Raw genomic sequence first — 12,895 nt, 5'->3', positions numbered from 1 at the left:
AGAAAAACCGCAGCTTTCGAGCTGCGGTTTTTTTTCGCCTGGAAAACCGCAACTGGTCGCAAAGTCGTGCACTTTCTACGCAAATGCAGATGCCGCGCCGTCGTCATGCAGGCAAAATGCCGCATCTCGTCGTCCAGCCCCCAGCCGGGGTGGAGTATTCGTCTTGCCCATCCTCGCCGCCGTTCGCCTCAGTCATTTTCTGCCGACGTTGTTGTTGCTCGTCGCCGGGGTGCTGGTTGCGCAGCTGACGGCGCTCAACGAATTCTTCCTGTCGCTGTTCAATGTATTGCCGACCCTGCTGTTGCTGCTCGGTGGCGCCTTCTGCGTGGGCTACGGCCGCCAGCGCGAGCTGTCCCTGCTGGTGGCGGTGTACCTCGCCTATTTCCTGCTGGATACGCAGACCGATTACTTCCGCGCCCAAGGCAAGGTGCGCGAGGACGCGGTGCTGGTGTTCCACCTGTGCTGCCTGCTGCTGCCGCTGCTGTATGGCCTGTATGGCGCCTGGCGTGAACGCAGCCATCTGCTGCAAGACCTGGTGGCGCGTGCCGCCGTGCTGCTGGCCCTGGGCAGCGTCACCCTGGCCCTGGCCAAGCGCTTCCCGCAGGAGCTGCAGGCCTGGCTCGGCGGTTTGCAGTGGCCGCTCTGGCACGGCGAGTGGATGACCCTGCTACAGCCGACCTACCCGCTGTTCCTGATCGCCGCCGTGCTGTTGCTGGTGCAGTACCTGCGTCAGCCGCGTCCGGTGCATGCGGCGTTGCTACTGGGGCTGTTCGGCCTGCTGTGGATGCTGCCCAAGACCTTCCTGTTGCCCCACGCCCTGCAGGTGATGACCAGCCTGAGCATGCTGGTGGTCATCGCTGCGGTGGCGCAGGAGGCTTACCAGATGGCCTTCCGCGACGAGCTGACCGGTCTGCCGGGGCGTCGCGTGCTGAACGAGCGCCTGCAGCGCCTGGGGCGCAATTATGTGATCGCCATGGCCGACGTCGACCACTTCAAGAAGTTCAACGACACCCACGGCCACGATGTCGGCGACCAGGTGTTGCGTCTGGTCGCCGCCCAGTTGCGCAAGATCGGTGGTGGCGGCCGAGCGTATCGCTATGGCGGCGAGGAATTCACCCTGGTGTTCCCCGGCAAGACCCTGGAGGAATGTTTGCCGCACCTCGAAGTGGTACGCCAGGCCATCGAGGTCTACCGCATCCAGTTGCGTGACAAGCAGCAGCGCCCGCGCAGCGACAAACAGGGCAAACAGCGCCGCTCTGGTGGCGCGGCCTCGGAAGTGTCGGTGACCGTCAGCATCGGTGTGGCCGAGCGTGGCCAGCAGGGCACGCCGGAAGAGGTGATCAAGGCCGCCGACAAGGCGCTCTACAGCGCCAAGAGCGCCGGGCGCAACTGTATCCGTAGCCCCGGCCAGCGGCGTGGCGCGGTCAAGCTGGAAGCGGCGAACAGCTGACGCCGCCGGGTAATGGCGCTGTATTCAGCAGGCGCAGGATGATTGTTGGCGGGCGGTACCGGTCGTAGCGTAGGGGGCTAATCCACGCCCCTAGCTGACGGAGAAGCCAGCATGCCCGAGTACAAAGCGCCCCTGCGCGATATGCGCTTTCTGATCGATGACGTCTTCGACTTTCATGCCGGCTACGCCGCGATGGGCGCCACCGATGCCACCCCGGACATGGTCAACGCCATCCTCGAAGAGGGCGCGCGCTTCTGTGAGCAGGTCATCGCCCCGCTGAACCGCAGTGGCGACGAAGAGGAATGCCAGTTCGACAACGGTGTGGTGACCACCCCGAAAGGCTTCAAGGAGGCCTTCGCCCAGTACGTCGAGGGCGGCTGGAACGGCCTGGCGGCCGACCCGGCCTACGGCGGCCAGGGCCTGCCGCATTCCCTCGGCTTGCTGATCAGCGAGATGGTCGGTGCCAGCAACACCTCCTGGGGCATGTACCCGGGCCTGACCCACGGCGCCATGTCGGCGATCCACGCTCACGGTAGCGAAGCGCAGAAGCAGACCTACCTGAGCAAGCTCACCGAGGGCCGCTGGACCGGCACCATGTGCCTGACCGAGGCCCACTGCGGCACCGACCTGGGCCTGATCAAGACCCGCGCCGTGCCACAGGCCGACGGCAGCTACGCGGTCAGCGGCAGCAAGATATTCATCTCCGCCGGCGAGCACGACATGAGCGAGAACATCGTTCACCTGGTGCTGGCCAAGCTGCCCGACGCGCCGGCCGGGACCAAGGGCATCTCGCTGTTCATCGTGCCGAAGTTCAATGTCAACGCAGACGGCAGCGTCGGTTCACGCAACGCCGTTTCCTGCGGCTCGATCGAGCACAAGATGGGCATCAAGGCATCGGCCACCTGCGTGATGAACTTCGACAGCGCCACCGGCTACCTGATCGGCGAGGCCAACAAGGGCCTCAACTGCATGTTCACCATGATGAACCACGCGCGCCTGGGTACCGGCATGCAGGGCCTGTGTCTGGGTGAAACCAGCTTCCAGGGCGCCATCAAGTACGCCACCGAGCGCCTGCAGATGCGCGCGCTGACCGGGCCCAAGGCGCCGGACAAATCCGCCGACCCGATCATCGTCCACCCCGACGTGCGACGCATGCTGCTGACCATGAAGGCCTTCAACGAAGGCAATCGCGCGCTGGCTTATTTCACCGCGCAACTGCTCGACCAGGCCCATCGTGCCGACAGCGTCGAGGCTCGCGAGGAAGCGGAAAGCCTGCTGGCCTTCCTCACGCCGATCTGCAAGGCCTTCATGACCGAGACCGGCCTGGAGGTGACCAACCACGGCATGCAGGTGTTCGGCGGCCACGGTTTCATCCGCGAGTGGGGCATGGAGCAGCTTGTTCGGGATTGTCGCATCGCGCCTATCTATGAAGGCACCAACGGCATCCAGGCCCTCGACCTGCTCGGGCGCAAGGTGCTCGGCAGCCAGGGCAAACTGCTGCGCGGCTTCACCAAGATCGTCCACAAGTTCTGCGAGGCCCAGGCCGAGCATCCGCAGCTCAAGGGGCATGTGGCGCAGCTGGCGACGCTGAACAAGCAGTGGGGCGAGCTGACCCAGAAGGTCGGCATGGCCGCGATGAAGAACCCGGACGAAGTCGGCGCCGCGTCGATGGACTACCTGATGTATTCCGGCTACGTGGTCCTGGCCTACTTCTGGCTGCGCATGGCCCTGGTGGCCGATGCCAAGCTGGCGGCCGGAAACGGCGAGGCGGCTTTCTACCAGGCCAAGCTGGCGACCTGCGAGTTCTACTTCAAGCGCCTGCTGCCACGTACCGCCAGTCACCTGGCCGGAGTCGAGGCCGGCAGCGAGAACCTGATGAGCCTGCCGGCGGAGCATTTCGCTCTCTGACCAGCGGTTGAGTGACGTAAGAGCCCGCCAAATGGCGGGTTTTTTCGTTTGGGCGCTTCGTGAGTGGTTGGTGACTTTTTGGTCACGACACGACCCTATGTGTCTGAAAAGTTGTTCGAGTAAACTCGGCCGACCACCCCAGATCGTTGAGAAATACACCGGGAAAAGGCTGGGCAAGGCTGATTCAGAGCCTTCGGCCGAACCCCATGGTTTTCAATGATCGGCATATTTGTTGGATCGTTCGAGGATTTGCCCATGGCTGACTACAAAGCTCCCCTGCGCGATATGCGCTTCGTGCTCAATGAAGTATTTGAAGTGTCCAAGCTGTGGGCACAGCTGCCGGGCCTGGCCGAAGTGGTCGATGAAGAGACCGCCGCCGCCATCCTCGAAGAGGCGGGCAAAGTCACTGCCGGCACCATCGCCCCGCTGAACCGCAGCGGCGACGAAGAAGGCTGCTCCTGGACCGACGGCGCGGTGAAAACCCCGGCCGGCTTCCCCGAGGCCTACCAGACCTACGCCGACGGCGGCTGGGTTGGCGTGGGTGGTGACCCGGTGTTCGGCGGCATGGGCATGCCCAAGGTGATCTCGGCCCAGGTCGAAGAAATGGTCAACTCGGCCAACCTGTCGTTCGGCCTGTACCCGATGCTGACCGCCGGCGCCTGCCTGTCGATCAACGCCCACGCCAGCGAAGAGCTGAAAGAGAAATACCTGCCGAACATGTACGGCGGCAGCTGGGCGGGCTCCATGTGCCTGACCGAGCCGCATGCCGGTACCGACCTGGGCATCATCCGCACCAAGGCGGAGCCGCAGGCTGACGGCAGCTACAAGATTTCCGGCACCAAGATCTTCATCACCGGTGGTGAGCACGACCTGACCGAGAACATCATCCACCTGGTGCTGGCCAAGCTGCCCGACGCGCCGGCTGGCCCGAAAGGCATCTCGCTGTTCCTGGTGCCGAAGTTCATGGTCAATGCCGACGGCTCGCTGGGTGAGAAGAACAGCCTGGGTTGCGGTTCGATCGAGCACAAGATGGGCATCAAGGCCTCGGCCACCTGCGTGATGAACTTCGACGGCGCCACCGGCTGGATCGTTGATGCGCCGAACAAAGGTCTGGCCGCGATGTTCACCATGATGAACTACGAGCGTCTGGGCGTGGGCATCCAGGGCCTGTCCCTGGGCGAACGCAGCTATCAGAACGCGGTGGAATACGCCCGTGACCGCATCCAGAGCCGCGCGCCGACCGGCCCGGTGAACAAGGACAAGGCTGCCGACCCGATCATCGTGCATCCGGACGTGCGTCGCATGCTGCTGACCATGAAGGCGCTGAACGAAGGCGGTCGTGCCTTCTCCAGCTACGTCGCCATGCAGCTCGACACCGCCAAGTACAGCGAAGACGCCGCCACTCGCAAGCGTGCGGAAGAGCTGGTTGCCCTGCTGACTCCGGTAGCCAAGGCCTTCCTCACCGACATGGCGCTGGAAACCACCGTGCATGGCCAGCAGATCTTCGGCGGCCACGGCTTCGTCCGTGAGTGGGGCCAGGAGCAGCTGATCCGCGACTGCCGCATCACCCAGATCTACGAAGGCACCAACGGCATCCAGGCCCTCGACCTGGTCGGGCGCAAAGTGGTGGGTAGTGGCGGTGCGTTCTACAAGCACTTCGCCGAGGAGGTTAAAGCCTTCACCGACAGCGCCGATGCGTCGCTGGCCGAGTTCATCGAGCCGCTGAAAGGCGCCATCGCCAACCTGGAGCTGATGACCGCCGACCTGCTGGAACGCGCCAAGGCCAACCCGAACGAAGTCGGCGCCGCCTCGGTCGAGTACCTGCAGGTATTCGGCTACACCGCCTACGCCTACATGTGGGCCCTGATGGCGCGTACCGCACTGGCCAAACAGGATCAGGACGACTTCTACGTGAGCAAGCTGGGTACCGCGCGCTTCTACTTTGCCCGCCTGTTGCCGCGTATCCACTCGCTGACCGCTTCGGTCAAGGCGGGTAGCGAGTCGTTGTTCCTGCTGGATGCCGCTCAGTTCTGAGAATCGGCCGACGATCTGCTGCGCGTCGGCCAGGCGTCGTTGAGGTCGGGTTCAGAATGCTCATTCACTTGATGTGAACTGTGCTTCTTCACCCGACCTCGCCTAGCCTGGCTCTAGCTCGCGAGATCCTCGATCCGATTCGGCGTCGAGACGAAAGCCCCGCTTTTGCGGGGCTTTTTTATGCCTGTGATTTTCCGTACGCAGAACCATCTGTAGGGCGGGTGAAACCCGCGTTGCCAATGCGTGGGGGGCAGCAGATGTAGGGTGGATGACGCTCTGCTCATCCACCAGTGGCCTCGCTCGGCGGATCGGTGAAGCGTGATCCACCCTAGGTTAGCCAGCCGGTACATGTGCCTGTGGCCCAGTTGGCAATCGTCTCTGTATGGTCAGGTGAGCGCGCCGATATACTCGGCCATCCCCGGTCGCACGGGCAGCCAGGGCTGCGATGCGGAAGGGATTTCGCCTCAATGGCTAGGGAAGAAATGCATGCAATGGATTTTCATGCTGGTCGGTCTGGTGCTCGGTGCACTGGCCGGTGAATCGGTCACCAGTGCCTTGCTCGGTGGTCTGATCGGGTTGGGGCTGGGCCAGGCGCTGCGCCTGCATAGCCTGGGCGCGGAGAATGCGACCTTGCGCGGCGAGCTGAAGGGCTTTGCCGAGCGTTTCGAGCGCGGTACCACGGCCATGCACGAGCGCCTGCTCAAGGTGGAGCAGGGTGGGCCGGTGTCGACGCCAGCTCACGTAGAGGAGCCGGCCGAGCCGGAACCGGCCTTGGTACAGACCCTCGAGGCTCCAGCCGAGCTGCCGCTTGCAGCCGCCCCCGCAGCGGATGCGGAGCTGGTCTGGGAGCTGCCGCCCACACCCGCGGCCACCGAGCCTGCAGCGGTCGCGAAGCCCGAGTCGTCGTGGTCTGAGCCGGTCCGTCCTGCACCGCCGCGTGTGGTTGTACCGCGCGAACCGTCGGCCATCGACATCGCCCAGGCCTTGCTGCTGGGCGGCAATACGGTGCTGCGCGTCGGCGTGGTGTTGCTGTTCCTTGGCCTGGCCTTCCTGCTGCGCTACGCCACCGAAGGCATGGTGGTGCCGGTTGCCCTGCGCTACGCCGGCGTTGCGGCCAGCGCCATCGTCCTGCTTGGCCTGGGCTGGTGGCTGCGCAAGCGCAACGAGAACTACGGGCTGATGCTGCAGGGCACCGGGATTGCGGTGATCTACCTGACCACGTTCGCCGCCATGCGCCTGCATCCGCTGCTCGACCCGCAGATGGCGCTGGCCCTGCTGGTGCTGGTGACGGCCTTCTCGGCGATCCTTGCGGTGGCGCAGAACGCCCTGGGCCTGGCGGTGGCAGCGGCGCTGGGCGGTTTCGCCGCGCCGATCCTTACTTCGACCGGCAGCGGCAACCATGTGGCGCTGTTCTCCTACTTCATCCTGCTCAACAGCGGCATCCTCGCCATCGCCTGGTTCAAGGCCTGGCGCCTGCTCAACCTGGTTGGTTTCGTCGGCACCTTCGGTATCGGTTTCGCCTGGGGCCTGCGCTCCTATCAGCCGGAACTGCTGGCCAGCACCGAGCCGTTCCTGCTGGTGTTCTTCCTGATGTACGTGGCCATCGGCCTGCTGTTCGCCCGGCGCAAATTGCGGGAGGCGGACGATGCGCCGGCCGGGCGCGAGCAACTGCTGCGCTGGTCGGCGAGCAAGGCGGACTACGTCGACGGCACCGTGCTGTTCGGCCCGCCGCTGGTTGGCTTTGGCCTGCAGTACGCGCTGGTGCAACACCTCGAGTTCGCGGCGGCGTTCAGCGCCCTGGCGCTGGGGCTGTTCTACATGCTGCTGGCGCGCCTGCTCAATGGCCGGGCGCCGGGGCGAGCGCTGCTGCTGGTGGAAACCTGCCTGGCGCTGGGTGTGGTGTTCGGCACCCTGGCCATCCCGTTGGGCCTGGATGCGCGCTGGACGTCCGCCGCGTGGGCGGTGGAGGGCGCCGGTCTGTACTGGCTCGGCCTGCGTCAGGGACGGCCGTTGGCGCGGGCGTTTGCCTTGCTCCTGCAGTTCGGCGCCGCGCTGGCCTTCCTCGGCGAGCTCGACTTCAGCATCCCCAGTGCCACGGTGCTCGATGGCGCGCCACTGGGGGCGTTGATGCTCGGCATGGCGCTGCTGTTCAGTTTCTGGCAACTGCGCCAGGCGCCGGATGACGTTACCCGGGCCTGGGAGCGTCGTGGCCTGCCGCTGTTGGCGGCGGCAGGGCTGGGCTTTCTCTATCTGATCGCGCCGCTGTGCCTGGGCGCCGAAGGCACCGCCATCGCCTGGGCGCTGGCCGGTCTGGCGACCCTGTTTGCCGGCCTGCGCCTGCAGTCGCGCACTTTCCTGTTCAGCGCCTTTGCCATCCAGCTACTCGGCGGCGTGCTGTTCCTCGCGCGACTGCGCGGTGCCGATGCAGGTGGCGCGGGCGTGCTCGATTCGGGCTGGCGCGGCTTGCTGGTCTGCTCGCTGATCGGTCTGGCACTGGTGGCCGGGATGCTGATCGCCGCCCGCGACAAGCTGGTCAGCCAGGATCGTCGACTGATGCGCGGGTTGTCCCTGGTGCTGCTGGTGGGGCTGTTGTTCATCAACCTGGCGGCGCTGTTCGTCTTGTCCTGGCAGAGCGCCAGTGCGGTGTGGGCGGGTAGCGGTCTGCTGATCATCTGGCTGAGCCTGCGGTTGCAGCTGCGCGCCAGTTTCTTCTTCGGCCTGCTGGCACAGGTAGTCGGCGGCATTGCCTTCCTCGCCGGCAGTCCCTTGCTGCTGGGTGAGTTGCCCAGCGAGGGTCTGCGCCCGCTGGCCCATGCCGGCTTCTGGACGCCGCTGGTGCTGGCCATCGCCGCGCAGATCGGCGCCTGGCGTCTGCGCCATGTGCTGCTGCGCCAGCAGGCGGGTGCGCTGGGCAGCCTGAGCCTGCAACGCTTGTCGCAGGTGCTGCTGGTGTGGGGCGCGGCCTGGTGGGCGTTGGCCTGGGCTGACGAGGTGCTGCGCTTTGCTGCGCCTGAGTTGCAGGGCGCTCTGCTGTTGAGTGCCGCGGCGCTCAGTGTGGCGCTCTGGAGTGTGCTGGCGGCGCGGCTGCGCTGGCGTGCCCTGGCCCTGCTGTGCTGCCTGCTGGTGCCTCTGGCGGCGGCCATCCTGCTGCACCTGGCCGAGTTCAATTATCACCCGGCGGCCAATTTCGGTTGGCTGGGCTGGGGCCTGGTGTTTGCCGTGCACCTGTTCGCCTTGCGTCGACTGGCCGCGCTGTTGCCCAAGGGCGCGTTGAGCGCGGCCCATGTGCTCGGCTGCTGGTTGATTCTCGGCGTGCTGGCGCTGGAGCTGCGCTACCTGCTGATGCTTCTGGCCGAGCAGTACAACGCCTGGCGCTGGCTGGGCTGGGCGCTGCTGCCGAGCGCCTTCCTGCTGCTGATGGCGGCACCGCGCCAGTGGCCCTGGCCGGTGGCGGCCTACCCGCGCGAGTACCGCGTGCTGGCTGCCGCGCCGCTGGCAGCACTGATGCTCGCCTGGTTCTGGCTGGCCAATATCGCCAGCGACGGCAATGCCGAGCCGCTGCCGTACCTGCCACTGATCAACCCGCTGGAGTTGGGCCTGCTGCTGGTGCTGTTGGCCGTATACAGCTGGCTGCGCAGCGGCTTGCCGCAACTGGGCTTGACCAGGGTGCTGGTGGAGCGGGTGGCGCAGTTGGTGGCGGGGATCTCGCTGTTTGCCCTGTTCACCGCAGCGGTGTTCCGCGCCGCCCATCACTGGGGCGGGGTGCCTTATCAGCTGGATCTGCTGCTCGACTCGATGCTGGTGCAGGCCGGCCTGTCGATCGTCTGGACGCTGATTGCCCTGCCGCTGATGATCGTCGGCCACCTGCGCGGGCGGCGCGAGTTGTGGCTGGTCGGGGCAGCGCTGATCGGCGTGGTGGTGGCCAAGCTGTTCTTTGTCGAACTGGGCAACCGTGGCGGCCTGGAGCGGATCATTTCTTTTATCGGGGTGGGCGTGCTGTTGCTGGTGGTGGGCTACTTCGCCCCCTTGCCACCGCGCAAAAGCGACGCCGAGCAGGTGAGTGCATGAACAAGTCATCGTGGTGTTATTGCCTGTTGTTGAGCGCATTGCTTGGCGCGCCTTGGGCGCTGGCCGAGCAGGCGGCGGACTACAGCGAACAGGTGCCGCTGCAGCTGAGTGGTACGGGCCCCTGGTATCGCCTGGAAGTGCCGATGGCGCTGCAGCTGGCGGCGCGACATGCCGATCTGCGTGACCTGCGCGTGTTCAATGCCGAGGGCGAGGCCCTGGCCTATGCCCTGACACCCGCCAGCGCGCTACCGACCGAGAAACGCCAGGAGGCGGCGCTCAAGTGGTTTCCTCTGTTGGGGGCGGCAGACCAGGCAGCCCCGGCCATTCGCGTGCAACGCAGCACCACGGGCACCCTGGTGGAGGTGACTCCGGAGGTCCAGGGCGCCGCTGAACAGGTGCGCCGTGGCTGGTTGCTGGACGTCAGCACGTTCGACCAGCCATTGCACCGCCTGCGCCTGGATTGGAGCAGCGAAGCAGAGGGCTTCCAGCGTTTCAGCATCGAGGCCAGCGACGACCTGCAGCACTGGAGCAACTGGGGCGAAGGGCAGATCGCGCGCCTGAGTTTTGCCAACGAACGCATCGACCAGCGTGAGGTCGAGCTGCCAGGCACCAAGGCCCGCTACCTGCGCCTGCTGTGGCTGGCGCCGCAGCAGGCACCGGCCCTGGTGTCGGCACACGCGGTGAGCATCGAGCGCTCGGCGGCGGTGCCGCCGCTGGTGTGGTCCCAGGCGCTGACCGGGCAGCCCGGCAAGCCGGGTGAGTTCAGCTGGGAACTGCCGCTGAGCCTGCCGCTGGAGCGGATCAAGGTCGCCTTGCCGCAGGCCAACACGCTGGCACCGGTCAGCCTCTCCGCGCGCCTGCAGGGCAGTCCGCAGTGGCAGCCGCTGGGTCGCGGACTGCTCTATCGCCTGCCGCAGGACGGCAAGGACGTGCTACACGATGAGATCGAGCTGTCGGGCTATCCGATCCAGCAACTGCGCCTGCAGGTCGACCCGCGCGGCGGAGGCCTGGGCACCCAGCAACCGCAACTGCAGGTGGCCATGCGGGCGACGCAGGTGGTGTTCCTGGCGCGGGGTTCGGCGCCCTATCAACTGGCGCTGGGGCAGCTGGCCGGGCAGTCGGCAGCCTTGCCGCTGGGCACGCTGATTCCCGGTTACGAGCCGGCGCGGCTGGCCACGCTGGGTGTAGCGACAGTCCCTGCCGAGCTGCCGCAACGGCTGGAGCATGAAGTGGCTGCGCAGGTGGGCAGCGACTGGCAGCGCATCGGCCTGTGGGCGGTACTGCTGGCCGGCGTGGCGCTGCTGGGCGGCATGGCGTTCAGCCTGCTGCGCAAGCCGAATGCGGCGCAGGGGGATTGATGCGTCGATCAGGCGGCTAACGCAGGCGATCTACGCTTTTTGCAGCCGATCGAACAATAAATAAGTGAACTGGCCTACAAATCGCGCTAGATTCGCCCGGGTGTGAATAAGTCCAATAACAATCACAAGGACCTCCCCGATGAAGCGTGTTTTGACCCCGCTCGCGGCAGCCTGCCTGCTGGCATCTGTCGCTCTTCCGGCTCAAGCAGCCAGTTCCCCCTATTCGACCCTGGTGGTGTTCGGCGACAGCCTGAGCGATGCCGGGCAGTTCAATGATGCGGACGGCCCTGCGGGCGCTTCGCGGCGCTTCACCAACCGCGTTGGCCCGACCTACCAGCCGGGCAGTGGCGAGATCATCGGCTCCACGGCGCCGATGATGCTGGGTCGCATGCTCGGTGTCAGCGAGGCCGATCTCGGCGCCTCGACCTCCGAGGTCAATCCTGCCGATGGCTCGAAAGACGGCAATAACTGGGCCGTGGGTGGCTACCGCACCGACCAGATTCTCAACTCGATTATCGGTGACAACGGTTCTTCCATTGGTGGCCGTACCCGTGATGGCTACCTGGTCGAGCGCAACTTTCAAGCCGACCCCAATGCCCTGTACTACGTGAATGGCGGCGGTAACGACTTCCTCCAGGGGCTGATTCTCAGCACCCCGAGTGCCCAGGCCGCCGGCGTGCGCCTGGCCGATAGCGTGCGTGCCCTGCAGTCAGCAGGCGCCAAGTACATCGTGGTGTCGCTGTTGCCGAACGTGGGCACCACGCCTGCGCTCTCCGGAAACGCGGCAGCGGCGGAGCTGATTGGTGGCTTTGGCCGTGACATGAACGCTTCGCTGGTCAGCGAGCTTGCCACCATCGATGCCGAAATCATCCCGCTCAACACGCCGCTGATGTTCAGCGAGGTGTACCAGAACGCGGCGGCCTTCGGTTTCGATGCCAGCTTGGGCGAAGACCTGATCAAGACCTGCTTCGATGGTTGCGGCAGCGAAAACGCCACCTGGGGCATCAACAGCGCCACGCCCGATCCAACCAAGCTGATGTTCAACGACAGTGTGCACCCGACCACTGCGGTGCAGCAGATCTTCGCCGACTACACCTATTCGCTGCTGGCCGCACCGTGGGAGCTCAGCCTGCTGCCGGAAATGGCCCAGGGCACCCTGCGTGCCCACCAGGACCAGCTGCGTTCGCAGTGGCAGGCCGACTGGGAAGCCTGGCAGGCAGTGGGTGAATGGCGTGCCTTCACCACCGTTGGCGGTCAGCGCCAGAGCTATGACGTCTACGCCGCCGATGCGGATGGCGACGGCTACAACATCAACCTGGGTGGCAGCTATCGCCTCGACGAGGCCTGGCGCGTGGGCCTGGCCGCCGGCCTGTACGAGCAGAGCCTGGAAGCCGGTGCAGCCGACTCCGACTATGACCTGAACAGCTACATCGGTACTGTCTTCGCCCAGTATCAGCAGAACCGCTGGTGGGGCGAGCTGGCAGCCAGCGCTGGTTACCTCGACTATGACGACCTCAAGCGCAAGCTGGATCTGGGCATCACCACCCGTACCGAGCGCGGTGATACCGACGGCGACATGTGGGGCTTCAGCGGTCGTGTCGGCTACGACATTGCCCAGCCGGGCAGCCAGTGGCACCTCAGCCCGTTCCTCAGCGCCGATTACGCACGGGTAGAAGTCGACGGTTACTCGGAAGATGGCCAGCAAGCTACAGCGCTGACCTTCGGCGACCAGAAGAGCACCTCCAAACGCCTGGGTGCCGGCCTGCAAGGGCTGGTCGACCTCAACCAGCAGACCCGCTTGTTCGGTGAAGTAGCGGTGGAGCGTGAGTACGAGGACGACGCCACGGAAGTGGATATGTCGCTCAACAGCATCTCCAGCCTCGAATACACCCTCAACGGCTATACCCCGGACGACCACAGCGCCCGCGCCACCCTGGGCATCAGCCACAAGCTGATGACGGACCTGTCCCTGCGTGCCAGCTATAGCTATCGCAAGGTCGAGGATGCCGACCAGCAGGGCCTGAACCTGTCCCTGTCCTGGGATCTGTAAGCACTGTCATGCGGCCCCGCAATGGGG

Annotated in this window: 6 protein-coding genes; all 6 read left to right on the top strand. The window is 65.5% G+C overall.

Going from position 1 to position 12,895, the window contains the following annotated elements:
• The first annotated feature begins 163 nt into the window (after positions 1–163).
• The 6 genes from H3H51_RS02330 (at position 164) to estP (ending at position 12,868) form a co-directional block, all read left to right on the top strand.
• Positions 164–1,450, top strand: a complete 1,287-nt coding sequence (locus tag H3H51_RS02330) for a GGDEF domain-containing protein (protein WP_183087401.1) — start codon at positions 164–166, stop codon at positions 1,448–1,450.
• A 111-nt stretch (positions 1,451–1,561) separates the two neighbouring features.
• Positions 1,562–3,358: an acyl-CoA dehydrogenase C-terminal domain-containing protein gene (locus H3H51_RS02325; protein ID WP_183087400.1), complete on the top strand. Its 1,797-nt coding sequence runs from the start codon at positions 1,562–1,564 to the stop codon at positions 3,356–3,358.
• A gap of 255 nt (positions 3,359–3,613) precedes the next feature.
• Positions 3,614–5,392, top strand: a complete 1,779-nt coding sequence (locus H3H51_RS02320) for an acyl-CoA dehydrogenase C-terminal domain-containing protein (RefSeq protein ID WP_183087399.1) — start codon at positions 3,614–3,616, stop codon at positions 5,390–5,392.
• Positions 5,393–5,878: 486 nt separating this feature from the next.
• Positions 5,879–9,460 carry a DUF2339 domain-containing protein gene (locus tag H3H51_RS02315; protein WP_183087398.1) on the top strand — a complete coding sequence of 1,194 codons (3,582 nt, stop codon included), beginning with the start codon at positions 5,879–5,881 and terminating at the stop codon, positions 9,458–9,460.
• The gene (locus H3H51_RS02310; RefSeq protein ID WP_183087397.1) at positions 9,457–10,818 is read left to right on the top strand and encodes a DUF3999 domain-containing protein; all 1,362 of its coding nucleotides are present in this window, start codon (positions 9,457–9,459) and stop codon (positions 10,816–10,818) included. Before H3H51_RS02315 ends, H3H51_RS02310 begins: the two co-directional genes overlap by 4 nt.
• A 139-nt stretch (positions 10,819–10,957) precedes the next feature.
• Complete coding sequence (gene estP / locus H3H51_RS02305) at positions 10,958–12,868, top strand: esterase EstP (RefSeq protein ID WP_183087396.1); 1,911 nt, start codon at positions 10,958–10,960, stop codon at positions 12,866–12,868.
• Positions 12,869–12,895 lie beyond the last annotated feature (27 nt).

This window comes from Aquipseudomonas ullengensis, from assembly GCF_014174475.1.
Taxonomy (GTDB): Bacteria; Pseudomonadota; Gammaproteobacteria; order Pseudomonadales; family Pseudomonadaceae; genus Aquipseudomonas; species Aquipseudomonas ullengensis.
The sequence above is the reverse complement of the archived record's forward strand: the minus strand, read 5'-3'. Positions and strand labels throughout refer to the sequence as shown.

Coding starts and splice junctions, on each gene's coding strand:
- estP (WP_183087396.1), top strand. CDS start 10,958: ATGAAGCGTGTTTTGACCCCGCTCGCGGCAGCCTGCCTGCTGGCATCT.
- H3H51_RS02315 (WP_183087398.1), top strand. CDS start 5,879: ATGCAATGGATTTTCATGCTGGTCGGTCTGGTGCTCGGTGCACTGGCC.
- H3H51_RS02310 (WP_183087397.1), top strand. CDS start 9,457: ATGAACAAGTCATCGTGGTGTTATTGCCTGTTGTTGAGCGCATTGCTT.
- H3H51_RS02325 (WP_183087400.1), top strand. CDS start 1,562: ATGCCCGAGTACAAAGCGCCCCTGCGCGATATGCGCTTTCTGATCGAT.
- H3H51_RS02320 (WP_183087399.1), top strand. CDS start 3,614: ATGGCTGACTACAAAGCTCCCCTGCGCGATATGCGCTTCGTGCTCAAT.